The 24,342-nt window shown below is 67.0% G+C and carries 21 protein-coding genes and 1 pseudogene; 9 read left to right on the forward strand and 13 right to left on the reverse strand.

Going from position 1 to position 24,342, the window contains the following annotated elements:
* Positions 1-778 (forward strand): hypothetical protein (locus ENSA7_RS02915; protein ID WP_219907897.1); only part of this gene is annotated, 778 nt, incomplete at its 5' end.
* 519 nt (positions 779-1,297) lie between these two features.
* Positions 1,298-2,029: a hypothetical protein gene (locus ENSA7_RS02920; RefSeq protein ID WP_244923694.1), complete on the forward strand. Its 732-nt coding sequence runs from the start codon at positions 1,298-1,300 to the stop codon at positions 2,027-2,029.
* Positions 2,030-2,104: 75 nt separating this feature from the next.
* Here ENSA7_RS02920 and ENSA7_RS46055 read toward each other — a convergent pair.
* Positions 2,105-2,203, reverse strand: a pseudogene (locus ENSA7_RS46055) (hypothetical protein); the annotation flags it as partial.
* Between the two features lie 17 nt (positions 2,204-2,220).
* Here ENSA7_RS46055 and ENSA7_RS02925 point away from each other — a divergent pair.
* On the forward strand, positions 2,221-3,072 hold the full coding sequence (locus ENSA7_RS02925; protein ID WP_106087666.1) for a CocE/NonD family hydrolase: 852 nt from the start codon (positions 2,221-2,223) through the stop codon (positions 3,070-3,072).
* Positions 3,073-3,088: 16 nt separating this feature from the next.
* Here the strand turns inward: ENSA7_RS02925 and ENSA7_RS02930 are convergent, their stop codons facing one another.
* Positions 3,089-4,603, reverse strand: a complete 1,515-nt coding sequence (locus ENSA7_RS02930) for a serine/threonine-protein kinase (RefSeq protein ID WP_106087667.1) — start codon at positions 4,601-4,603, stop codon at positions 3,089-3,091.
* Between the two features lie 215 nt (positions 4,604-4,818).
* On the opposite strand from ENSA7_RS02930, the gene ENSA7_RS02935 reads away from it, so the two are divergent.
* The 3 genes from ENSA7_RS02935 to ENSA7_RS02950 all read left to right on the forward strand — a co-directional run bounded on the left by ENSA7_RS02935 (position 4,819) and on the right by ENSA7_RS02950 (position 8,968).
* A complete protein-coding gene (locus ENSA7_RS02935; RefSeq protein WP_146157263.1) occupies positions 4,819-6,804 on the forward strand; it encodes an IgGFc-binding protein in 1,986 nt (661 codons plus the stop codon).
* Positions 6,805-6,896: 92 nt separating this feature from the next.
* Positions 6,897-8,591, forward strand: coding sequence for an FG-GAP repeat domain-containing protein (locus tag ENSA7_RS02945; protein WP_181233023.1), 1,695 nt, complete (start codon positions 6,897-6,899; stop codon positions 8,589-8,591).
* A gap of 131 nt (positions 8,592-8,722) precedes the next feature.
* A complete protein-coding gene (locus ENSA7_RS02950) occupies positions 8,723-8,968 on the forward strand; it encodes a hypothetical protein (RefSeq protein WP_106087670.1) in 246 nt (81 codons plus the stop codon).
* Positions 8,969-9,051: 83 nt separating this feature from the next.
* Here the strand turns inward: ENSA7_RS02950 and ENSA7_RS02955 are convergent, their stop codons facing one another.
* The 6 genes from ENSA7_RS02955 to dacB form a co-directional block, all read right to left on the reverse strand.
* Positions 9,052-9,729, reverse strand: coding sequence for a hypothetical protein (locus ENSA7_RS02955; RefSeq protein WP_106087671.1), 678 nt, complete (start codon positions 9,727-9,729; stop codon positions 9,052-9,054).
* A 249-nt stretch (positions 9,730-9,978) separates the two neighbouring features.
* Complete coding sequence (locus tag ENSA7_RS02960; RefSeq protein WP_106087672.1) at positions 9,979-10,869, reverse strand: endonuclease/exonuclease/phosphatase family protein; 891 nt, start codon at positions 10,867-10,869, stop codon at positions 9,979-9,981.
* A 701-nt stretch (positions 10,870-11,570) separates the two neighbouring features.
* Entirely contained in the window at positions 11,571-12,845 is a 1,275-nt protein-coding gene (locus tag ENSA7_RS02965; RefSeq protein ID WP_181233025.1) for a serine hydrolase domain-containing protein, read from the reverse strand.
* An 86-nt stretch (positions 12,846-12,931) separates the two neighbouring features.
* Positions 12,932-14,170 (reverse strand): vWA domain-containing protein, encoded by a 1,239-nt coding sequence (locus tag ENSA7_RS02970; protein WP_181233027.1) that lies wholly within the window; start codon positions 14,168-14,170, stop codon positions 12,932-12,934.
* A gap of 300 nt (positions 14,171-14,470) precedes the next feature.
* On the reverse strand, positions 14,471-15,529 hold the full coding sequence (locus ENSA7_RS02980; protein ID WP_106087676.1) for a D-alanine--D-alanine ligase family protein: 1,059 nt from the start codon (positions 15,527-15,529) through the stop codon (positions 14,471-14,473).
* Between the two features lie 15 nt (positions 15,530-15,544).
* Entirely contained in the window at positions 15,545-17,116 is a 1,572-nt protein-coding gene (gene dacB, locus ENSA7_RS02985; RefSeq protein WP_181233029.1) for a D-alanyl-D-alanine carboxypeptidase/D-alanyl-D-alanine endopeptidase, read from the reverse strand.
* Positions 17,117-17,306: 190 nt separating this feature from the next.
* On the opposite strand from dacB, the gene serS reads away from it, so the two are divergent.
* Positions 17,307-18,680: a serine--tRNA ligase gene (serS, locus tag ENSA7_RS02990; RefSeq protein ID WP_106087678.1), complete on the forward strand. Its 1,374-nt coding sequence runs from the start codon at positions 17,307-17,309 to the stop codon at positions 18,678-18,680.
* 16 nt (positions 18,681-18,696) lie between these two features.
* On the opposite strand, the gene ENSA7_RS43085 is transcribed toward serS, so the two are convergent.
* From ENSA7_RS43085 to ENSA7_RS03000, 3 genes are all read right to left on the reverse strand, one after another.
* Entirely contained in the window at positions 18,697-18,840 is a 144-nt protein-coding gene (locus ENSA7_RS43085) for a hypothetical protein (protein WP_181233031.1), read from the reverse strand.
* Between the two features lie 36 nt (positions 18,841-18,876).
* Positions 18,877-21,108: an NADP-dependent isocitrate dehydrogenase gene (locus tag ENSA7_RS02995; RefSeq protein ID WP_106087679.1), complete on the reverse strand. Its 2,232-nt coding sequence runs from the start codon at positions 21,106-21,108 to the stop codon at positions 18,877-18,879.
* 102 nt (positions 21,109-21,210) lie between these two features.
* Positions 21,211-21,540 (reverse strand): hypothetical protein, encoded by a 330-nt coding sequence (locus ENSA7_RS03000; protein ID WP_106087680.1) that lies wholly within the window; start codon positions 21,538-21,540, stop codon positions 21,211-21,213.
* Positions 21,541-21,717: 177 nt separating this feature from the next.
* Between ENSA7_RS03000 and ENSA7_RS03005 the strand changes: the two genes are divergently transcribed.
* Complete coding sequence (locus ENSA7_RS03005; protein ID WP_106087681.1) at positions 21,718-22,326, forward strand: hypothetical protein; 609 nt, start codon at positions 21,718-21,720, stop codon at positions 22,324-22,326.
* 119 nt (positions 22,327-22,445) lie between these two features.
* Here ENSA7_RS03005 and ENSA7_RS03010 read toward each other — a convergent pair whose 3' ends face one another.
* Positions 22,446-22,742: a hypothetical protein gene (locus ENSA7_RS03010; RefSeq protein ID WP_106087682.1), complete on the reverse strand. Its 297-nt coding sequence runs from the start codon at positions 22,740-22,742 to the stop codon at positions 22,446-22,448.
* Here ENSA7_RS03010 and ENSA7_RS03015 point away from each other — a divergent pair, their 5' ends adjacent.
* A complete protein-coding gene (locus ENSA7_RS03015; RefSeq protein ID WP_106087683.1) occupies positions 22,743-22,949 on the forward strand; it encodes a hypothetical protein in 207 nt (68 codons plus the stop codon). It abuts the gene before it with no gap.
* Positions 22,950-22,954: 5 nt separating this feature from the next.
* Here ENSA7_RS03015 and ENSA7_RS03020 read toward each other — a convergent pair whose 3' ends face one another.
* Positions 22,955-24,259, reverse strand: coding sequence for a DUF3089 domain-containing protein (locus tag ENSA7_RS03020; RefSeq protein ID WP_244923695.1), 1,305 nt, complete (start codon positions 24,257-24,259; stop codon positions 22,955-22,957).
* Positions 24,260-24,342 lie beyond the last annotated feature (83 nt).

The following is a 24,342-nucleotide window of genomic DNA, read 5'->3' on the forward strand; positions in this document are numbered from 1 at the left end:
TCTGCCGATCACCGGAGACACCGGGGAGCTTCGGATGGACCTCGCGCTCTCCGCCGAGCTCGAGCAACCGGAACATCGCCGTGCCGGGATCGCGGTGATCGTCGAGGTCCAAAAGCGCATCAACTCGACCAAGCGCTGGCGCCTGTGGGTGTATTGGGCGCTGCTCGCCGAGCAACTGAAGCGAAATACTGCGGTTCTCGTGGTCCCGCTGTCCAAGGCCGTGGGGCGCTGGTCGCGAGGACTCGGGCGTTTGGAGATCCCGATGCGTGAAGGTTTGCTGGTTCTCGACCACGAAAACATGCCGCGCATCACCGACCTCGAGCTGGCCCGGCTGCGCCCCGCGTTGGTCGTGCTCTCGGCGGTGCTCCACGCGATCAACGGCGACTACGAGATCGCGCAATTTGCCTGGGGTGTCGCGCTGGATCTCGCGGACGCACGCCGATGGCGCTATGCTGCGATCATCCTGAGCGCCGTACCGCAGCACGAACGTGACCGCATGATCGGAGACCTGACGATGGAAGAACGCCACGAACTCACGGAACTCGAACTCAACAGCATCGCCTATCACGACGGGCGAGATGACGGCAAGCGCGAGGGCATGCTGGAGGGCAAGCTGGAAGTCCTCGCGGAGCTCGTGTTCACGATCCTCGAGCTTCGTGAGCTCCCGGTGGACACGGCATCCAGGGCAAAGATCCAAGGCTGCAGCGACGCAGACCTGCTGCAGCGTTGGGCCGCCCGCGCCAAGCAGGCGAGCGAGACCGCGAACATCTTTGACTGAGCTCGCGGAGCGTGGGTGAGCACGAGCTCGGCGAGGGGCGACCTCTACGAGTTGAACTTCGCAGTCGAGATCCGCAAGAGCGGCCGGGTCAGCGAGGTTGCGGTAAGCCCCAGCATCACGCGCGGCATGGACGGGTGCATGTCGAAGGTGATCCGACGCGCTGGTTTCCCCACCTTCAGCGGCGATTCGAGTCGATCAAGCTGTAGCTGGCCATGCTTCGGGACACAGGGGCGGCCCGGCAGCGGGCCACTGGCCCGCTGCCGGGCCACTCATAATTCCCACCTCGCCCGAAATCATTGCTAAATCGCCGTGGCACGTAGCTTGCCTTGGTGGTGCGTCACGATGCCAAGCACACTACACCAAGGAGTTGTCTCGCTGTTCCGCGATGACCCGAGGCTAGCGTTCGACCTGCTGCGGTCAGTGTTTGGCATCGAGCTGCCGCCACTGACGCAATACACCGATCGCAAGGGAGAGATCGATCGCTATCTGCCGATCACCGGAGACACCGGGGAGCTTCGGATGGACCTCGCGCTCTCCGCCGAGCTCGAGCAACCGGAACATCGCCGTGCCGGGATCGCGGTGATCGTCGAGGTCCAAAAGCGCATCAACTCGACCAAGCGCTGGCGCCTGTGGGTCTACTGGGCCCTGCTCGCCGAGCAACTGAAGCGAAATACTGCGGTTCTCGTGGTCCCGCTGTCCAAGGCCGTGGGGCGCTGGTCGCGAGGGCTCGGGCGTTTGGAGATCCCAATGCGTGAAGGTTTGCTGGTTCTCGACCACGAAAACATGCCGCGCATTACCGCTCTCGAGCTGGCCCGCCTGCGCCCCGCAATGGTCGTGCTCTCGGCGGTGCTCCACGCGATCAACGGCGACTACGAGATCGCGCAATTTGCCTGGGGTGTCGCGCTGGATCTCGCGGACGCACGCCGATGGCGCTATGCTGCGATCATCCTGAGCGCCGTACCGCAGCACGAACGCGAACGCATGATCGGAGACCTGACGATGGAAGAACGCCACGAACTCACGGAACTCGAACTCAACAGCATCGCCTATCACGACGGGCGAGATGACGGCAAGCGCGAGGGCAAGCTGGAAGTCCTCGCCGAGCTCGTGTTCACGATCCTCGAGCTTCGTGAGCTCCCGGTGGACACGGCATCCAGGGCAAAGATCCAAGGCTGCAGCGACGCAGACCTGCTGCAGCGTTGGGCCGCCCGCGCCAAGCAGGCGAGCGAGACCGTGAACATCTTTGACTGAGCTCTCAACCGTAGGTGCCAGGATCACGCAGCAGCGCGGCGACGGCCTCCCGCCGTTCTTGCTCAGCCCCGCGTCGAGCAGCGCGTCGACGATCTCCCTGAACCCGCGGTGGGCGGCGAAGTGCAGCGGCGTGCTGCCAAGCTGAGAATCGGCGAAGATCAGCCATCGCTCCACGCTACCATTGGCGGGTCATGGCCAACCAACTCTGCGCGCGCACGCTTGCGATTGTCTGGTTGTTTGTCCCCGCCTCAGCCTGCGCCAGCTCGGGCAGCGGCGACGGGCCCAAACAAACGACAGAATCGACCACCAGTAGTGGCGACGGCGACGGCGATCCGGGCACTGGCGATGGCGAGGGCGACCCCGACGACACAAGCATTGGGTGCACGCAGGACGTCGCCGAGATCACCCTGATCACCGACGACGGCATCGAGCTCGCCGCGGACCTCTACCTGCCCGGCGAGGTCACGACCACGGCGCTACTGCTCCACATGATCCCACCCAACGACAAGCGCAACTACCCGCCGGGCTTCATCGCGTTGCTCGCCGAGGACCACGGGCTCAACGTCATCAACGTCAACCGCCGCGGCGCGCCGGGCTCGGGTGGCGAGTCCGAGGACGGCTACATCGGCGAGACCGCGCGGCTCGACGCGAAGGCAGCGATCGACTTCATGGCCGATCATCCGTGCGCCAATGGCAGCGTGGTGATCGTCGGGGCCAGCAACGGGACCACTGGCGCGCTCGACATGGCCCTCTACGCCACCGAGCAGGCTCGCTACGATCCGCCGACCCGCATGGTGTTTCTCAGTCCTGGCCAGTACACGGAGAACCAGACCTCGCTCGAGGCCAACCTCGACGCGCTCGTCTCGATCCCGACCATGTTTGCGTACCCGAGCGGTGAGGCGGCGTGGAACCAAGCTGTCCAGGCGTACGCGCCCGCGTCGTGGAGCTTCGTCGAGTACGCCGCGGGCTCGCACGGGACCGGGCTGTTCACGTCGAACCCAGAGTCGATCGCGGCGGTCGCCAGCTACGTCGCCGGACGGTGATCGAGCGACCGGCGATTCACTGATTCGCGCGCAGCCGGGTCACCGTCAGCGTGCCGGAGACATCGTCGGCTGCCGAGGTCCAGGTCCCGCTGCCGTCGGGCGAGATCAACCAGGTCCCCTCGATGTTGCGCCCCACGACCTTGTAGTGGAGCTGCGCCGAGCCGTCGTCCGCGACCGCGCCGTCGACATCGAAGCGCCATCGCTCCTTGCCGTCGAGCAGCTTGCGGCCGGTCCCGCTGAGCGCACAGCCCTCGACGTCGACGCTCACCTCGTTCAACGAGCTTCCCCCGACCCAGCTGGCCTTGATCGCCTTGGTGGCGACGGTGCGGAGCTCCCACGACCCCCGCCACTGCCCGGCCACGCCCTTGCACGCGCCTGGCTTCACTGGCTCAGGTGCCTGCGCCGAGGCCGGGGCCGCCAGCTCATTGGTGGGCGCCGGGTCATCACTGGGCGGCGCTCGCGGGTCCAGGAGCGGACCAATGAAGATCCACCCGAGGACCAGCGCGACCACCAGTCCGCCCGCGACCAGGGTCGGCGCGATCCATCGCGCGGGCCGCTGGGGCCGAGTCGCTTCGGCGACGATCGCGATCGTGTCGAATTTGGCTTGTTGCGGGGCCGGTCGAGTGTTGGACGCCGCGTAGCTGGCTGGAGGTGCCGGAGCCGATGGCTGCGCAGCGACGGTCGGTGCGAATCGAAGCGCCCCAAGGGTCGCGAGCACCTCGTTCGCGTCCCGCGGCCGCGCGTTCGGATCCTTCTCGAGCAAGCGCATGATCAGCTGCTCTGCAGGGGGCGGCAGCTGCTGGCGGGCGTAGTCCGGCAGCTGTGGCGTCGGTGCGGTGCACAGCTGCTCCAACAACAGCCGCGGGGAGTCGGCGTCGAACGGCCCCCGCCCGGCCAGCAGCTCCCACATGACCAGGCCGAGCGCGAACAGATCCGAGCGGCCATCGACGGACCGCGCGTCGATCTGCTCGGGGCTCATGTACCGAAGAGTTCCGGCGGGGTTGTTTGTCGTGTTCCCCGCCATGGTCTGCACGATCTTGGCGATCCCGAAGTCCATGACCTTCACGCGGCCGTCGGCGAGGCGCATGACATTCTCGGGCTTGAGGTCGCGGTGAATGACCGCCGGCTCGCGCGAGTGGGCGACCCGCAGCGCCGAAGCGATCTGCCACGCGTAGCTGGCGACCTCGGTCCACGGCAGCGCGCCGCGTGCGTTCAGCAGCTCGCGCAGCGTCTGACCCTCGAGGTACTCGAGCGCCATGACCAGCTGGCCCTCGATCTCTGCACAGTGCAGGCAGCGGACGATGTGCGGGTCGTCGAGGCTGGCGAGGATCCCCATCTCGGCCACGAACTGGCGGCGACCCTGGCCGGTGCCGCTGAGCTCGCTGCGCAGGATCTTCAGCGCCACGCGGCGGCGCGATAGCTGCTCCTCCGCCTCGTAGACCGTGCCCATCCCGCCCTGGCCGAGCACCCGAAGGATCACGTAGTCGCCGAACGGCCGCCGCTGATCGGGAGTGGGGTCGCTGCTGTGCATCGGAGGGGAGCTGCGGGACCGCCAGCATACACGAGCCTTCACGTGCTTTTTTGGAGATGGCTCCAGCGTCGCGCCAAAGCTGGGCCAAAATTGTGGTCGAAGGCGCGCAGCCGCGCAGCTCACGGAGCACTCGAGCCGCGTGATCGCCGAGCCGCACCTCCAAGCTCAAATACTGTTTGCTTGTGACCTCCCGGCACTGGTGGGATGATCGGGTCATGACTCGCTTACGTCTGCCTAGCCTCGCGCTCATGCTGCCGTGTGTCTCGCTGATCGGCATCGCCGGATGCAACGACGACACCCCGGGCACCGACACCCCCGTGTTCGAGACGGACTCGGGCGACGGCGACGGAGATGGAGACGGCGACGGAGATGGCGACGGCGACGGCGACCCGGCGGGCGACGGCGACGGCGAGCCCGGTGAGTGTGTCAGCGGGCAAGAGCTGTGCACCGACGAAGGCCACGAGATCTGTGTAGACGGCAGCTGGGAAGCCGACCCGTGTGCGGCCGACACCTTCTGCAACGCGGACACGGGCGCCTGTGAATCCTGCGTGTGTGTCCCCGGTGAAGAGGGCGTCTGCGCCGACGACAGCACCATCGAGGTCTGCAACGACGAGTGCTCCGGTTGGGACACGAGCGCGTGCGTCGACAGCGTCTGCATCGTCGACGCCTGCGTCGATCTGATCTGCTCCCCCGGCTCGCCCTACTGCACCAGCGACGACACCTTCCACGTCTGCAGCGACAACGGCACGGAGTTCAGCGCTGAGCAAGAGTGCCCCGGCAACGAAGTTTGCTTTGGCGGCGAGTGTGTCGACGCCTGCGAGAAGGCGGAGCTGGTCAAGTCCAGCGTCGGCTGCGAGTTCTGGGCGGTCGACATGTCGAACCAGCCGCCGCGCGACGCGTTCACCTACGCGATCTCCGTGGCCAACCCCAGCGAGGACGACGTCGCGACCGTCAAGATCTGGGACAAGCGGATCGGCGCCCAGACCGTCATCATCCAGGACACCGTGGGCCCGCGCGAGTCCAAGGTCTTCAACGTCTCGGGCTCGCACGCTGGCTTCACCAGCTACTACAACGGCATGGACGCGGGCATCCTGACCAGCGGCATCGCAACCGGCACCGCGTTTCGGGTCGAGACCGACATCCCGGTCGTGGCCACCCAGTTCAACCCGATCGGCGGCGCGAGCAGCATCACCTCCGACGCGTCGTTATTGCTGCCGACCCACTCGCTCGGCAGTGAGTACATCCACCTCGCGTGGGCCTTGGGCTACGGCGGGGGCTCGGCCCTCAACGTGATCGCGACCGAGAACGACACCACCGTCACGATCACGCCCCACGTCAACACCCCGGCCGGCTCGGGCGGGCTGCCGGCGATGGTCGCCAACCAGCCCACGCAGATCGTCCTCGACGCCTACGACTACATTCAGATCGGCATCGTCGACCAAAACATGGAGGACCAGCTGCAGAGCATGAGCGGCTCGCGGATCGAGTCCGACAAGCCCGTCGCCGTGTTTGGCGGTCACTCCTGCGCCAACGTCCCCGACGAGGTCGTCAACGGCTGCGATCACGTCGAAGAGCAGATCTTCCCGCTCGAGACCTGGGGCAACGAGTACGTGGCCTCGCGCAACCCGATCCGCGACATGGAGCCGATGCGCTGGCGGATCATCGCCAGCAAGGACGACACCGTCATCAACTTCGAGCCCCCGATCTCGCTCGGCGCCCAGATCATCCTCGACGGCGGCGACATGGTCGAGTTCGACGACCAGCAAGACTTCTTCGTGTCGGCCGACGATCCGATCTTGATGGCCGGCTACATGTACGGTTGCTCGTCGGTGACCGCGCCCTGCATCGGCGATCCCTACATGGTCCTCATGGTCCCGGTCGAGCAGTACCGCACCGACTACGTGTTCTTGGTCGACGACTCCTACGTTCAGGACTTCGCCAAGCTGGTCCGCCCCGCGGGCGTCGAAGTCAACGTCGAGTGCCTCGGCGGCCCGGTCCCCGACAATCGCTGGACGCCGATTGGAAACAGCGACTGGGAGTGGGCGACGATCGACATGAACCCCGGCGAGGCCATGTGCACGGCCGGCACCAACCAGGCGAGCTCGGTGCAGGGCTTTGGGGTGATCGTGAGTGGTCAGTCGAGCTTCGCCAGCTACGCGTACCCCGGCGGCCTCTCGCTCGGCGAGATCAATCCGCTGTAAGCAAGATCACCAGTCGCGCGCGGGCGCCTCGGCTGTCGAGGCGCCCGCGCTCGTATCTGGCGAGCGACGCAGGCATCGGTGATACTCCGGGCATGCGCTTGCGAGATTCTGGTGTGGTTGCGTTGGCTCTGAGCTTGGTTGTTGGATGTGGTGACGATGGCTCGAGCGAGGGTGAGGGGCCCAGCACGCTGACGTTCGGTGCGGAGACCATGGGCAGCAACGGCGACGGCGACGGCGACACCGGCGATGGCGACGGTGAGCCAGGCGACGGCGACGGCGACGGTGACGGCGACGGTGATCCAGGCGACGGCGATGGCGACCCCGACACCGACGGCGTGAAGTTTGACGTCGAGTCAGCCATGACCGACGTGCCCGGCAACACCGGGGATCTCTGCAAGGTCCAAGACGACGGCGACGGCATGGGACCCTGCGAAGAGTTCGCTCCCGCCGACAGCTTCGAGCCCGTCTTGCAGTGGGCGTTCACGCCCAACGATGGCAACCACCAGACCCTCACCACCCCGCTGGTCGCGAACCTGACCGACGACAACAACGACGGCGAGATCGACCTGTGCGACATCCCCGACGTCGTGCTGCTCGCGTTCCCGACCGCGCCCAACCCCGGCAACCTCTACGTGCTCGATGGTGAGACCGGCGCCTTGCACTTCAAGATCAATCAGCCGGTCAATTGGCGGACCACGCCCGCGCTCGGTGACATCGACGATGACGGGATCACCGAGATCCTGGTGCAGTCCAACCAAAACACCATCTACTGCTTCGAGCACGACGGCAGCCTGAAGTGGGAGAGCGCCTCGGTCGCGGCGGCCCCACACTCGGACACCGGGCCGGCGATCGCCCTCGCCGACATCGACGTCGACGGAGACGTGGAGATCATCTTCGAGAACATCGTGCTCGACCACACCGGGCAGGTGCTGTGGACCAGCAACACCACCAATCAGTGGAGCCCGGCGACGGTCGTCGCGGACCTCGATGGAGACGAGTTCATGGAGATCATCCACCCGACCGCCGCCTACCGCTACGACGGCTCGCTCTACTACAACAGCGCCGGGCTCGGCTCGGGCTTCACGGCCGTCGCCAACATGGACGACGACGAGGATCCCGAGATCGTGGTCGCCTCCAACGTCGGCATCTCGGTGGTCGAGCACGACGGCACCGTCAAGTTCAGCGGCTTGCAGCCGGTCGGCGGGTACAACTACGCGCGCCCGCCGGCCGTCCACGACATGAACGGTGACGACGTCGCCGACTTCGCGCTCGGAGCCGGCAGTCGGTTTGCGGTCTACGATCAGATGGGCGGCGTGATCTGGGACGTGGCGGTCGACGATGGCAGCGGCTCGGCCGGCAGCACCGCGTTCGACTTTCTGGGCGACAACGGGGCCGAGGCCATGTACGGCGACGAGGACTTCATCTGGGCGTTCGGCCAGGGCGGCGCGCCCGTGGTCCAGCAAGCGCGCAGCAGCGCCACGGTCGTCGAGTACCCGATCGTCGTCGACGTCGACAACGATGGCTCGGCCGAGATCGTCGTGGGCTCGAGCCATCCCTTTGTGTACAGCGGAAGCCCGAATCCGTTCCCGACCGTGCAGGTGTTTCAGGACGCGGAGAATCGGTGGATCCAGGCCCGTCGGATCTGGAATCAGCACACCTATCACGTCACGAATGTGCGCGAGGATGGGACGATTCCGCAGTACGAGGACAAGCACTGGCTGAAGCTCAACACGTTTCGGACCAACGCCCAGATCGAGAATGGTGGGATCTGCGATCCGGTCGGGTGATCGGGCGAGGGCGTGCCGAGTTGGCAGGTGCCGCTCGGCGAGATCGGCACTCTAATCGCAGTCGGCGGTTGTAAGATGCTGTAATTACTGATGATTTTGGCTCGGAATGGGTATCGCTACGCACCCACGCGATGACGCTCGCAACGCTGATCCTCGAGTCCTTCCTGCTCACGCTCCTCGCAAACGCACCTGGTGGATCGGACGGCGACCATCCCCCGCGTCCACCTCGTGAAGCCGTCGAAGCTTGCGCCGACCGGGCGAGCGGCGACGCGTGCTCGTTCGAGGGCCGCGAGGGTGAGACGGTGAATGGCTCGTGCTTCACGCCCGACGCTGACAAGCCGCTCGCCTGCCGGCCTGATCACCCACCGCCACGCTGATCTCCGATCAAAACGCCACGGTCACGCGGCAGTGGTCCGAGCCTTGTCCACGCGGGGCTGACAGACTTGCCCGCGTCGAGGCTTCAGCGGCGCACCGCGACGGCGCCGATCACGTCGCCGTGGCAGCAGTTGTGGGCCGTCGCCGCGTTGACGTAGACCTCGAAGTCGAGGCCCGCCGCGCCGACCATGCCGGTCTCGCCCGCTGCCAGGTCGAGATCGTCATCGCCGGTCACGCGAATGAAACCAGCTGCAGACGTGACCGTCGCGTCAGCCGCGCTGTAGTCGTGCACCTCAGCGCAGTCGGTGTGGAAGTCGAACTCCAAGGGTCCCGCTCCAAAGCGGTCATAGACGCGCTTGAAGGCCGCCAGCACCAGCCCCTGGTCATCGCTGAGTGTTACGCTCGTCGCCGAGGTCAGGTCGACCTCGCTGGGCAGTACGTGCTCCATGCTGAGGGTCTCACCCACCTCGAGCCCGGGAGGAGCGGCGTCACCGGGGACGGTGACCTGTGCTGGGGCACCGTCGCACTCGAGCTCGAGGGTCACGCTTCCTTCCGCTGCGCCGGCGCTCAACAAGGTGCAGTCGCCGGTGTACTCGGGGTTGCCCGAGGGGATCTCGAAGGTGATGCTGAAGTCGGGGTCGAGCGAGAGGGGCTCTTCACAGGTACCACCGTCCTTGCCACCGTCCTGGCCACCGTCGTCGCAGGCAAACAGTCCACCGAGCAAGCCCGCGAGAAGGACCAGAGTGAGGTGCTGAGAGGTCATCACTGGCTAGTACCTCGAGTCGATGGAACGATCGTGATCGACTGTCAATTTCGCAGATCTGGCGCAGACGCTGCATCTGTTGACGGCGCTGTATCGGCTTTCCATTGCCGCGCCTCGTCACCAGATTGGCGGCAATGCGTGCTGGTTGGAGAGCCGCGAGAGTGAGACGGTGATGCTCGTGCTTCACACCCGACGCTGACAAGTCGCTCGCCTGCCGGCCTGATCACCCGCCGCCATGCTGATCCCCGATCAAAACGCGACGGTCACCGGGCAGTGGTCCGAGACCTCGTCATAAAACACCGGGCAGCTGTCGCCAGGTTCGCAGCCCACGCTCTCACAAGGTCCGCGGGCGGCGGCCTCGCGCGGCGGCCGGCTCGTGAACACGTGGTCCAGCGCGGTGCCGCGACAGGTGTTGTGCGGCCGCCAGTAGGCGGTACACCCCAACTCCCGCGTGGCCCAGTGCAACCCGGTATCGGTGGCGAAGCGGGTTAAGCTCGCGCGGTCGCCCTCGCTGGTGGAGTTGAAGTCGCCGAGCACCATCACTTGATCGCGCCCACGCGCGGCCCGACCCACCACGCCCGTCAGCGCGCGCAGCTGCTCGCGCCGGATCTCGACCCCGTCGCCGCCAGCTTTGAGGTGCACGACGAACACCCGCAGCGTCGGTCCGCCGTTGCGATCGAACAAGCGGACCTCGAGCACCGGGCGCCCGCTGCCGTTGGTCTGGGTGTTGCGATGCAAGCGAGCGTAGTCGAGCTCGTAGTGGTACCCGTTGTAGAGCACGCCCGGCAGCAACAACCGCTGCGAGCGCGCGTAGGGGCCAAACTCCGCGCGCCAGCTCTTGCCGAGCTGCCGCTTGGTCGCCGCCACAAACGCGAAGGGGTCGGTGATCTCCTGGACCGCGATCACCGGGAGCTCGAGCTCGGCGATGGCCTTGAATGCGCCATCGATCTGGGCCGGATTCTCAGGGAAGTTTCGGATGTTGAAGGTGGCCACGCGCACGCCGGGCTCGGGGCACAGGCGCAGGCTGCCGACGAACAGGAGCAGCGCGAGGCCGGCAAGCGGCAACGCGACGGGGCGCCGCAGCCACACGAGCCGCGCGAGCAGGCCAACAATCGAGCCAGGACGATCGGGATCGGTCACTGGATCAGTAGACCCTGGTGGGGCCCGTGGTGCAATGCCTCGTGGCGTCTGGGTTGGCCTTCGCCGATGTGGTTTGGATTGCCCAACCATTGTGATGCTTTCGAAGGGGGCGGGCGAAGCGGGCCCGTGCACGTTTCCCGGATCGACGCCTCGAGCGACTGCGACGCAGCGGCCGAGTTCGTGCAACTGCGACTGCGTTCGACGGCGAGGCGATGCCCTCGCTACCGGGCTTGAATCGGGACGTGATGTCACGAATCGCCGCAGCAGCAGCGGTAGTGATAATTTCCCATGAGCATGGGAAACGAACATGTTACAGGAATTGAAGGAACGGTACCGGACGAAGGTCGCCCCACCACGCCCGCCGTCCGCGCACACCTTTCCTTCTCCCAGACACACGTCAGTACAGCGCACCAGAGGATCCGCGCTAGCGATACACTCGCTGAGAGTCGGGGCACAAACCCCGTCATTACACGCCCCAGCACCATCGACAATATCGCAAACATGGCCACACGTCCCACAGTGGTCCAGGTCATTTCTACGAAGCGCTCGCGGCCTGAGCGAACACCGATTATTCACATGATCGAAGCCGCGCAGTCTTCGAGCGCTTCTACACAGACGTTCGCTACACAGATCCCCCCTACGACACACAAGTCCGCGTTGCATCGCGCCCCGCGAGCCGGATCCGGCCCAGATCGTCCGGCTCAATCCGCCTGCGCCCGCCGATCAGCAGAAAAGTTAGCCGCCGTACAAACCCCAACCGTACGCAGGTCACCGGGCAGGCGACCAACAAAGCAATTCGTAATCACAGCCACCGAGAGCTCCCGCTCGGGATCCGCCCAAGCCCCCGACCCCCCAAGCCCGAAGTGCCCAAACGCATCAGCGCTGGCAATCCCCAGATCCCGATCGCGCCCCAGCAGGGACACCCGCACGCCCAGCGACACCGGTCGGTGGTAGCCCATCTTCACCCGCAGCGGAAACGGGATCACCCGGCCAAGCCCCGCGCTCTGGTCCGTCCGCGCGCGATCGATCGCCGCGCGTGACAACAAGCGCACGCCATCGAGCTCGCCGCCGTTGGCGAGGGCCGCGTAGATCCGCGAGAGTGACAATGCGTCGAATACCCCGTTGACGGAGGGGATCACGGCCCGCAAGAAGGCCGGCGCGTTGAGGTTGAGCTGGGCCAGACCCGGGGGAGCCATCGCACGTATGGCCTGCGCAGGGTCAAAGCGCAGGCCCAGCGCGCGCGCGGCCTTGCTGCCGAGCTCGATGCCGGCCTGCGCGAGCGCGGGGGCGCGGGTGACCAGCGATCGCCCGGTCTCCGAGCGCGGCGCTTGGATCTGCATGATCTGGGCGACGCGATGGTGCTCTTGATCCGGCAGCCCAATGTAGCAACCCGTCAGGCCAAGCGGCTCGCTGATGCACTCACGCAGCAAGTCGGAGAACGAGGCCCGGGTCGCGCGCTGCAGCAGCTCGCCCACGAGCCACCCAAAGGTCCAGGCGTGGTAGCCAAGATCACGGCCGGGCGCGTGGGCAGGCTCGGCGCGAGCGAGGGCGCTGACCATGTGCTCCCAGTCGTAGATATCCTCGATGCGCTCGATGATGTCGGGCAGCATGTAGAGCCCGGCGCGGTGGGAGACCAGCTCGTGTACGGTGATCTCCCGCTTGCCGGCCTGGGCGAACTCGGGCCAGTAGTACGCGACGGGAGCGGCCAGATCGATGATCCCGCGGTCGGCGATGATGTGCAGCAGCGTCGCGGTGACACCCTTGACCGTCGACAGGCTCATGATCAGGGTCTCGGGCTGCATCAGCGCGCCGGCCCGATCTCGGGTTCCGATCGCGAGGTTGGCCACGAGCTGGCCGCGGTGATGCACGCTGAGCACGGCACCACCGGGACCTCGCGCTGGCACGTAGAGCTCGAGGGCGCGCACGAGGGGCGCGAACTCGGGAGCGACAAATCCTCGCGTCTCGCGTGTGATCACCGGTGGCATTGTGCTCCAACGTGAGCGACCACGGCACCCGGGCCGTGGTCGTGGTCGTGGTCGATTGTCCCCGGGCGGGGCAGCAGCTACCCAGGCGGGGGGCAGCCGTAGGTACCGTCGAACGAGGACCCGGTCTTGAAGTCCTCGCAGTAGGACCCGCAGAAGGTCACGATCACGCCTTCCTCGAGCCAGGTCCAGCCGTCCTCGTTGTCGCAGTCGTCGACCTTGGGGATCTCCGTGTTGCCGTCGAAGAACTGGACGTAGGGGACCTGGGACAGCGGCGGCGGACCCTCTTCAGTGTCGTTGAGGTTGATGACGCACTCGGTGATGTCTTCGATGATCAGACCCAGCGCCATCAGCAGCTCGTCTTGGTTGGTGGAGTTGAAGAACTTCTCGGCGTCGTTGCCACCGTTCTTCGGGGCGCCACCAGCGAGCGCCACCTCGTTGAGACGCTCGAACGGGTTGGCCTCTGGCGAACCCTCGGGGCCCTGGCCGACGAGCGCGTCGATGATGTCGATGCCCACGACGAAGGTCGTGATGTTGTCGTCCATGTAGGCGGTCTGGACGGCTGGAGCGAGGCCCGGGTCGTAGGTCTCGAGCAGCTCGGTGGTCGTCTGCCCACCGACCATGCAGTTCGCCGCGCCGTCGGTGATCAGGAGGATGTAGCGGGCGAGGTCGGGCGACTGCGCCTTGAGGTGCGTGACCGCGGAATTGATGCCGCGGGTTGCCGGGGTGCCGCCAACGATCTCGGTGTTGCCAGCGCCGGGGCCAGGGATAGCGGCGATGACCGCCGCGCTATTGTCCAGCGCGACGCCGACCTCTGGCATGCTGCCAGTGATGCACGAGTCGGCGTTGTAACACATCGAGTTTTGTGGGGTCGCGTTGGGGCACGCGTCGGCGGACGGGAACCGCTGGATTCCCGCGTTCATGGCCGCGCCGAACTGGTCCATGACCGAGACCACGACGCCGTGGAGCGAGTTCCAACGGGTCACGTCGGGGGTCTGGTCGTCGAGGTCGTGGTCCCAGGAATTGCCGACCATGCTGCCGGAGGCGTCGACCACAAGCACGACGTTGGGGGGCACGTACTTGGGCGCGATCGAGACCTCGCCACAATTCATGCCGTCGTCGCCATCACCGTCGCCAGGATCACCGTCGCCGTCGCCCGTGGAAGGATCACCGTCGCCGGTATCGCCGTCGCCGTCGCCGCTCATGGTGATGTTGATCGATGTCGAGTCGTCGCCGTCCGCCACGGGGGGCTCGGCGGGACACGCTGCTACGGCGAGCGTGAGCGGAAGGATGAGGCAAGAAGTTATGGTGCGGTTCATTGCTTTTGAAGCTCCTCGAGCGTGACGCGATCGCGTAGGGGTTCGGTCGTTCGACACCAGCAACGCTGGAGATTTATGGGCCGGGGTCGCCGTCATCTCGGTATGGGAGGCTGGAATCTTAACATCGAACGGTGGCGGATGGGGGCCGTCCGCGACTGCGCACGATCGTTCAGTTCCATCATAGACATGAACGGCGTTCAATTGGGAAACTTTTCGGCGACACACGCAGCGCCCCGTAGTCGACGTTGGCCGAGCGACGCGCCCCGTCTATCGCGCATGTCGGTGTCGCTGCGGGCCGGGTCAGCGCAACGTCGCAAGCGCGCTGCGTCGGCGGTGGGCGTCGAGCCCGAGCTCGACGAGCCGGGTGATCAGCTCCGAGTAGGCGACGCCGGCGGCACCCATCATCTTGGGATACATGCTGATCGACGTGAAGCCCGGCATGGTGTTGACCTCGTTGAGCCAGGGCGTCAGCGAGCCTCGCTCGACCAGGAAGTCCACGCGCGCCAGCCCGGCGCCGCGGGTGGCTCGAAACGCGCGAAGCGCCAGCTCGCGCAGCTGCTCGGTGGTGGCGGCCGGGAGCTCGGTCGGGATCGCGTAGGTCGCGACGTCGTCGATGTACTTGCTCTCGTAGGTGTACCACTGCCCCGTGGGCAAGATGATCTCGCCGGGCATGCTGACGATCGTGTCCGGGCCGCCGTCGCCCAACACCGCAAGCTCGATCTCGCGCGCGTCGAGGCCCTGCTCGACGATGATCCGGGTGTCGTAGCGCAAGGCGAGGGCGAGCGCGGCGTCGAGCTGCGCGCGGTCGGCCGCGCGGCTCACCCCGACCGAGGATCCCTGGTTGGCGGGCTTGACGAAGACCGGGTAGCCGAGCTGTGCGGCGGTCGCGTGAGCGCGGGCGAGCGCCGGCTCGTGGCCCTCGAGCACGACGTCGAGGCTGACGCCGGGGGTCACGGGGATCTCGTAGGGCGCGGCGGCCACGTGATGCTTGAACGCGGCCTTGTCCATGCACAGCGACGAGGCCAGCACCCCCGACCCGACATAGGGGACGCCCAGCACCTCGAACAGACCCTGGAACGTGCCGTCCTCGCCGTGGGGGCCGTGCAACAGCGGGAACACGCAGGCGCACGAGCGCAGCAGCGGGGCGATCTGATCGACGTCGTCACCCTCGCGGATGAGCTCGGCGAGCGGGCGCGCCGAGGACCCGGTCTTGAACCGACCCTCGCGCGTCACCGCGATCGGCACCGGCTCGAAGCGGTCGCGGTCGACCGCGGCGAGGACCTCGGTCGCGCTGCGGATCGAGACCTCGTGCTCCGAAGAGCGACCTCCATAGATCAGGGCGAGGCGCTGATGGCTCATGCTCGAGTCCCGGTATCACAGCCGCAGCAGCGCCGCGACCACTTGATCTTGGGCGGCCCGACTGCGGTCGAGCTCCCCGCCGTTGACGAGCACCGAGAACCCGAGATTCCGCCCGTCGGACGATGCGCGGACGATCCCCGAGAGGCTGCTCGCGCCCGCGTAGGTGCCGGTCTTGGCCAGCACCCGGGCGCCAGCGTGGGGTGTTCGGCCGTGGAGGGTGCCCTCACCGCCGGCCTTGGCGAAGCTCGCCAGCAGCGCGTTGGCCGGCGAGCCCGGCCGCTGCGCCAGGCTCAGCACGTCCACGAGGAAGCTCGGGCTCAGCCGGCCGTCGTGTGACAGGCCCGATCCATTGACGAAGCGCTGGGCGTCGGCGCGGGTCGGGCTCACGCGCGCGGCGAAGCGATCGAGCAGCTCGACGCCCGCGGCCCAGGTGCCCGGCTCGCCAGTCGCCCGCCACGCCAGCGTGCGCAGGATCTGCTCGGCCGTGAAGTTGTTCGAGTAGCGCAGGGCCGAGCTCGAGACCGTGATCAGCGTGGCCGACTGATGGGTGGCGATCAGCGCGGCGTCGGCCGAGGCCCGACCGCGCGCGACCGGCAGCGGCTCGCCCCCGCTGTGGGCGGCCAGCAGCTCCGCGAAGTTGTGGCCCGCGACCAGCCCCGGATCGGCGACCCGGCGACGCACGCTGATCGGCGCGTGGCCGCCCGGGATCGCGCCGACGACCTCGACGATCGTCCGTCCGTCGGCGCCGGGGCGGGTCGTCACCTCGAGCGACCCGGCCTCGGTGCGGGTGTCGGCGATCAGCTCGATCGCGGCGCCGCTTGGCTCGAGGTGGATCTGTGCGGGCCGCAGGTAGGCGCCCGGTGACGTGGTGATCTCGACGGTGCCGTAGTCGAGCGCGAGCGCGCCACTGGGCGCGATGTAGCTCTCGCCTGGGCCGTCGCTGCGAAACCCGGGACCGAGCGTGCGCCCGTCGAACACGGAGTCGTCGATGATCAAGCGGCGGATCCCACCAAGCTCGATCTCACTGGCCACCCGCGCAGCGAGGCGGTGCAGATCGCGGACGTGAAGATCGGGGTCCCCTTCGCCGCGCAGAATCAGCGCGTCGCCCTCGCGCAGGACCTTGGTCTCGAAACGATAGTCCGCGCCGAGCAGCTCGACCGCGGCGATCGCCGTGATCAGCTTCTGGTTGCTGGCCGGATTCAGGGCCCGATCGGCGTCGCGGGCCAGCAACACCTCGCCTCGCTCGAGATCACGAATCTCCACGGCCACCCGCCCATCCACGCCCGAGAGCGCCGCTTCGACCCGCAGTCGCAAGCTGCGCTCCGTCGCCGCCGCCGTGTGCCGCTGGATCGGGACCAGGGCCTGCAGCCGGGCGTTGATCAGCGCGGGCCAGCTCCGGCTCTGGGGGGCGTCCGCCGGGATATCCGTCGCCAGCAGGGTGGCCACGCTGTGGGGGATCGGCGCTGCCGTGGGCTCGGGTTGAACTGGGTCCGCCTCGTCGGGCCTGGCCGCGCCCGCGAACCCGGCCCGGGTCAGCAGCCCGGACAGCAGGAACACGGCGAACAGTGGGGAGTAGCGACGCAGCACGGGGACTCGCAGAGGGTCCCCCGCTATCCCACGCACGCCCGCGCCGACCAAAAAATCATCGCGCCGGGGCACCTGGACGGACGCTGAGCCCTCGCGAGCGGGTGCGGGACGGGTGCGGGACGTGGGCGGTGAAGGCCGGAGGCGACCCACACTTGACACCCCGTCGGCGCTGGGCTTTGACGGCTTCCCCATGCTCGACATCAAGCTGCTGCGCGACGACCCCGAGCGCATCGCTCAGAACCTGCGCGATCGTGGCACGCGCGTGTTCGCTGATCTCGTTGACACGCCCGAGTCCGACTGGGCCGCGCAGACGATCGCGCGGCTCGCCAGCCTCGACGAGCGCTACCGGGATCTGCTCAGCGCCGCCGAGGATCTGCGCCGCGAGCAAAACGAGAATTCCGCGGCGACCAAGGCCGTCGCCAAGCTGCCCAAGGATCAGCAGGCGGCCGCCCGCGCGCCGCTGATCGAGGCCGGTCGCGCGATGCGAGACCGGGAGAAGCAGCTGCGCGACGACACCGACGCGGCGTTGCGTGCCCGCGACGAAGCCTGGTCGCTGGTCCCCAACCTGACCCACCCCGACACCCCTCGGGGCCACCGCGACGCCGACCACGCCGAGCTACATCAGTGGGGGCAGCGGCGCGACTTCGCGGCCGAGGGCTTCGTGCCCAAAGACCACCTCGAGCTGGCCGAGGCGCTGGATCTGGTCGACTTCGCGTCCGGGGCCAAGGTCGTCGGGCAAAAATTCTACTACCTGGTCAATGAGGCCGTGCTGCTCGACATGGCGCTGCAGCGGCACGCGCTCGAGGTCGCGCGCAAGCATGGCTTCAAGCTACACACGACCCCCGACCTCGCGCGGGTCGAGATCCTCGATGGCCTCGGGTTCAACCCACGCGGCGAGTCGACCCAGGTCTACAGCATCGCCAACTCGGATCTGTGCCTGGTCGGCACCGCCGAGATCACGCTGGGCGGGATGCTGGCCGACGAGATCCTCGACGCCGAGCGGCTGCCGCTGCTGGTCGCCGGACTCTCGCACTGCTTTCGGACCGAGGCCGGCTCGCACGGGCAGGAGTCGCGGGGGCTGTATCGCGTGCATCAGTTCACCAAGGTCGAGCTGTTCGCGTTCACGGCCGGCGAGCTCGAGATCAGCGAGGCCATGCACGCGCGCCTGCGCGACATCGAAGAAGAGATCTTCCAGAGCCTGGGGCTGCCCTACCGGGTCATCGACATCGCCAGCGGCGATCTGGGCGGGCCGGCCTACCGCAAGTTCGACCTCGAGGCGTGGATGCCCGGCCGCGGCGACTGGGGCGAGATCACCAGCACCAGCAACTGCACCGACTACCAGGCCCGGCGGCTCAAGATCCGTTATCGGCCCGAGCCGGTCGACGGCAAGAAGCAAAAGCCACGCATGGTCCACATGCTCAACGGCACCGCGGTCGCGACCAGTCGGGCGTTGGTCGCGGTGCTCGAGAACTATCAACAGGCCGACGGCAGCGTGGTGGTTCCGGAGGTCCTGCGGCCGCTGTGCGGGTTTGACCGGATCGGGCCCGCTCGCCCTGCGGCGTAAGCCGGCTGACGCCGACTCAGCCCGCCCGCTGGATCGCCCACGAGGTCTCGGGATCGGGGTTGCAGACGACGCCCGACTGGGCCTGCACGGCCCAGAATCGCCATGACTCCTGAGCGATCGTGGTGAAGTCGTCCTCGCCTGGGTACACCGACGCAAGCACCCCCAGGGCTCGCGCGGTGCCGGGCTGCTCGGCGTTCTAGACCGCCGCGATGATCTCGTTGAAGGTCGCGCTGGGTCGCATGGCCTTGGCGGCCAGCGCCTCGTTGGGCTGGTAGTACCCGCCCAGATCCACGGAGGCGCCCTGGGCTGCGTTGAGCTCGGCGACGATCTTCGCTTCGTTGCTGCTCAGCGCCTCGGCGACCTTGGCAAACCGCCCCGCGAGCGCAGCGTCGCCGGTCTGCGCGGCGAGTGCCTGGGCCCAGAACATGGCCAGGTAGAAGTGGCTGCCGCGGTTGTCGAGCTCGTTGACCTTGCGCGACGGCGACTTGTCTTGCAGCAGGTACTGGGTGGTCGCGGCGTCGAGCGCTGTCCCGAGCAGGTTGGCCTGGGGCAGCTCGTAGCGCTCGGCGAGGTGCTCGAGCGAGACAGCCAGGGCCAGGAACTCACCGAGCGAGTCCCAGCGCAGGTGGCCCTCGGACTCGAACTGCTGCACGTGCTTGGGCGCCGACCCGCCCGCGCCGGTCTCGAACAGCCCGCCGCCGGCCATGAGTGGGACGATCGAGAGCATCTTGGCGCTGGTGCCAAGCTCGAGGATCGGGAACAGATCCGTCAGGTAGTCCCGCAGCACGTTGCCGGTGACCGAGATCGTGTCCTTGCCGGCCTTGATCCGCTCGAGCGAGAACTGAGTGGCCTCGACCGGGGACATGATCGGGAGCTCGAGGCCCTCGGTGTCGAGCTCGGCCAGGCACGCGTTGACCTTGGCGATGATCTGCGCGTCGTGGGCACGATCTTTGTCGAGCCAGAACACCGCGGGGACCCCGGTCGCGCGGGCGCGCCGGACCGCGAGCTGAACCCAGTCGCGCACGGCGGCGTCCTTGGCCTGGCACGCGCGCCAGATGTCGCCTGGCTCGACGGCGTGCTCGAGCAGCGTGGTCCCAGCCGCGTCGACGATCCGGACGCTGCCGGCCGCCTCGATCTCGAAGGTCTTGTCGTGCGAGCCGTACTCCTCGGCCTTCTGGGCCATCAGACCCACGTTGGCCACGCTGCCCATGGTCCGCGGATCGAACGCGCCGTGCTGCTTACAAAAGTCGATGACGACCTGGTAGATGCCCGCGTAGCTGCTGTCGGGGAGCACCGCGATGGTGTCTTGCAGCTTGCCCGCGGCGTTCCACATCTTGCCCGAGCTGCGGATCATGGCTGGCATCGACGCGTCGACGATCACGTCGCTGGGCACGTGCAGGTTGGTGATGCCCTTGTCGGAGTCGACCATCGCGAGGCCGGGGCCGGCCTCGAGCGCGGCCTCGATGTCGGCCTGGATCTGCGCGCGCTCGGCCTCGGGCAGCTGCGCGAGCTTGGACTCGAGATCGCCGAAGCCGTTGTTCACGTCGACGCCCAGCTTGTCGAAGGTGGCGCCGTGCTTCTCGAACAGGCCGGCGAAGAACACCCGCACCGCGTGACCGAAGATGATCGGATCCGAGACCTTCATCATCGTGGCCTTCATGTGCAGCGAGAACAGCACGCCCTCGCGCTTGGCGTTGGCGACTTGCTCGGACAGAAAGCCGATCAGCTCGGCCTTGCGCAGCACCGTGGCGTCGAGGACCTCGCCCGCGAGCAGGCCGAGATCGCGCTCGAGCACCGTCGTGGTCCCGTTGGCCGTGACATGCTCGATCCGCACGCTGGTTGGGGCCGCCACGGTCAGGGACTTCTCGTTGGCACGAAAGTCGCCGCTGGCCATTGTCGCAACCCGGGTCTTGGAGTCGGCCGACCACGCGCCCATCGAGTGGGGGTTGTTGCGGGCGTAGGCCTTGACCGCCGCGGGAGCCCGGCGATCGGAGTTGCCCTCGCGCAGCACGGGATTGACCGCGCTGCCCTTGATCTTGTCGTAGCGGGCCTGGACGTCGCGCTGCTCGGCGGTGGTCGGCTCCTCTGGATAGTTGGGGAGCGCATAGCCGTGCGCTTGCAGCTCGGCGATCGCGGCCTTGAGCTGCGGGACTGAGGCGCTGATGTTTGGCAGCTTGATGATGTTCGCGGCGGGGGTCTTCGCGAGCTCGCCGAGCTCGGCGAGCGCGTCATGGCACTCGCTGCGCTGGGCATCGGTGAGCTTGTCGGGGAACGCCGCGAGGATGCGCGCCGCGAGCGAGATGTCGCGGCTGTCGACCACGACACCCGCGGAGCCGGCGAAGGCCTGGACGATCGGCAAGAAGGAATAGGTCGCCAGCGCCGGCGCCTCGTCGGTCTTGGTGTAGATGATGGTTGGGGTCTCGGACATCTTCGCGCTCTCAGTCGGGCCCGGATGGGCGTGGAAGCCGGAATATTACCGATCGAGGGGGCGCTGAACAGGGCCCTGTGAGCTTCAATCGCGGGCTTGCGCTCACAGCTGCACGATGCGCCCGGCGCAGCGCAGCATTGGCTCGAGATCCATGCCGTCGCGCCGTAGTCGCTGCCCGAGCGGCGGCAACGAGCAGGCCTCGTGGTGCGCGCGGACCCTCTCGCGGCCGACCGCGTCTGGGCCGACGCGTCCGGACTGGGTCTCGGCCGCGTCGAGATCGACGATCGCTTGCTCGCCGAGTGGAGCGGCGAGCGGACGAGTTGCCTCAGCGCAGGGGCCCCGGACCCAGATGATGCCCGCAGATCCTGTCGCCGTGGTCGACGATCCGAGCTCCGCTCGTCGTCCGCGCCGCGGATTTGTATTGTGTGACACCGCGCGGGTCCACGCTGAGGCGCGACACCATGAGTTGCATCCATTCGCGGGCCCGCGCGGTCGAGCTCGGCGATCGCGGCGCATTTCCTTCCGACGATCGCGGGTTCCCGCTCACCCGAAACGCATAATAATTGAAGATGAAAATGACGAATATCCACGCTCGAAAGGGACGAGGTCATGTACGACACACGAAACAAAAGGAAAGCGCTCTTGTGCATCATGTTCGGCGGCTTGGCGCTGGCTACCGCTGGATGCGACACCGAGGCAGACATCAGCACCGACGACTACGCCGCCATCGCAACCGACGCCGACCCCGGTGACGGAGCGAACAGCGCGGACAGCTTTCGAGGCTGGATCGGCTATACGTCAGAGGAGTATCCGTCGCTCATTTGCCCCAATTCCAACGCCGTTCGCGGGTTCGACTGCACCGGCTCATACTGCGACAACGTGAGCCCGTACTGTGAGCAAGTGGGCGGCACGTCGGTCGGGTCGAGCTACTGGACCTCGTACTTCTCCGAGGAGGGGTCGGGCTACGACGACGAAGGCCACTGCTGGGGAAACGACGAGTGGATGACGGGTGTCGACTGCTCGGGTAGCTACTGCGATGATCTGAGCCTGCGCTGCACCAAGTTCCTGGGCTCGAATACCGGCAACTGCTACTGGTCGGGCTGGTACTCCGAGGAGCAGTCCGCGTTCATGGCCGCCACCGGTCACTACATCAAGGGGATGGAGTGCGGCGGCAGCTACTGCGACAATAAACGCTACAGGTACTGCAAGATGGTATAGTTCGTAGCGGCGGCATCCTACGGCCGCCGCGTCTCGAGCTTGATTGCGGCGGGTTGCCGGGCGGTGTACGCTTGGCCGCGGTCGAGGCCGCTCCCCCCCCCCGATGAAGCGCGCGACCTTCACGAAGCCTTGGCCGCCACCGCTCGAATCTCCTGCTGCGCGGCGTTGCTGGCAAGTCCGGGCTGTCGGTCGGAGCCCAGCACCAGCCCCGAGCCGGACTCGCGCGATGAAATTGACGACGGAGCCGCGCCAGCGGTGATCGCCGAGCCCGATCCGCCGACGAGTGTGGCCACGCAAACTTCGGCTGGCGGCTGCTCCCGCGCCTGCTCGCCGACGCAGACGCGGGGTCGCTCGACCGGCTTGGCGACTACCTCGAGGTCGCGTTCGCCGAGCTCGAGCGGCACGAGCTCGCCCATTTGCCGGCTGGCTTCGCGTTCCCGGCTGGCGGCGAGGCGTTTGGGCTGTGCAATGGGGCAGCCGCGCGCGAGCTGTTCTACGCGTGCGTGGAGGCGGTGATCATTCCGGGGCTCGAAGCTCACGGCTTGCCGGCCCGGCGGGCCTGGGTCCGCCGCCGGGCAATCGCCACCCGCCGCGATGATCTAACCCAACCCGCCTACGCCTAATCACGCTACTGCACCACGCAGTACGCCGACTCATCGTCGAGCTCTGCGGCCCGCGCCTGGGTCCCGGTGAGCAGGTCGCCCATCGCCAGCGCAAAGTCGTACTGGTGCAGCCCAGATCCAAACGGCGGCGCGGTCGAGAGGAACGGGTTGTCATATGCGATCGGGGTCCAGCGCTGCTCGTCCTCGCTCGCGTGGCTGATCTCGAGATACACCCCGTCATCGTCGACGCAGTTGGCCGCGTAGAATTGTGGGAACGCGATGAACGGGGTCGAGACCGTCATGGGGATCGGCGCCAGCGCGCTGAACAGCTGCTCGTTGAGGGTCTCGGGCACCTTGAAGTAGGACATGGCGTAGACCTCACCCTCCATCTCATCGGCGATGCTGGTGCAGGCGGTGGTCTCGTGTCCGACCCACTCCCCGAAGGTCGTGGGCGGCTCGTCGATCGGTCCATTGCCCCGCAGATAGCTGTTGAACGTGATGTAGCAGGCCGTCTGATCCGAGTCCTCGCAAGCGGGAATGAACTCGAACGAATTGGCCTGAATGTCCGCGCCGATCGGCATGACCGCGACCAGGCGGCTGAGCAGGGCAGGGTTGTCCTGGATCAGCCGCTCGAACAGCATCCGGGTCAGGATCCCGCCCTGCGAGTAGCCCAGGATCACGAGCTTGCGCCCGTTCCAGTGGTTGGCCAGGTAGTGGACAAACGCGTCCTCCACGTCCTGATAGGCGATCTCCAGGTAGATGTCTCGGATCGCGCGCAGCTCGGGCACGAACACCACCGCGTTGGCCGAGTGATACAGCGGCGCGATGACACGGCCGATCGTCGAGAACCGGGCCGCGGTCTCGGTCGTGAATTGCTTGATGTTGGTGAGATCCGAGAGGTCGTCGTTACCCGGCGCAAACGCGTCGAGCTCGACCGTGGGATGGACAAAGAAGACGTCGAGCTCGGGATCCTCGGGCCGGATCGAATGAACGATCTCGACCGACATATCCGGGTGGATGACCGTCGTGTCGAGGTTGACCGAGGCCACGAAGTCGTCGGCAGCGTCGGGCCCAGCGAGCCACATGTCAGCGGCGGCGTAAGGGTTGGTCTGCGGGTTGTAGTCAGTCAACAGCTCGCTGATGTCGAGCTCGTCACAGTGGCCGTGACCGTGGCCGTTGCCGTGGCCGTGCTGGTGGCCGTGGCCGTGCTGGTGGCCGTGAGCGTGGCCGTGACCGTTGTGGTGGGACCGGAGTGAATCGTATTTTTCTTCCCCATCGCATCCGAATGTGAGCAGGAGAGCGAGTGGGAGCGGAAACGCGCGGTAAAGCATGCGCACCACTCGCATGATGCAATTTTGTTTACAAGTGGCCCGCTGCTGGCCATTGGCTGCGGATCACGACAAACAACGATCTA

Origin of the sequence: Enhygromyxa salina, from assembly GCF_002994635.1 — a bacterium.
Lineage (GTDB): Bacteria > Myxococcota_A > Polyangia > Nannocystales > Nannocystaceae > Plesiocystis > Plesiocystis salina_B.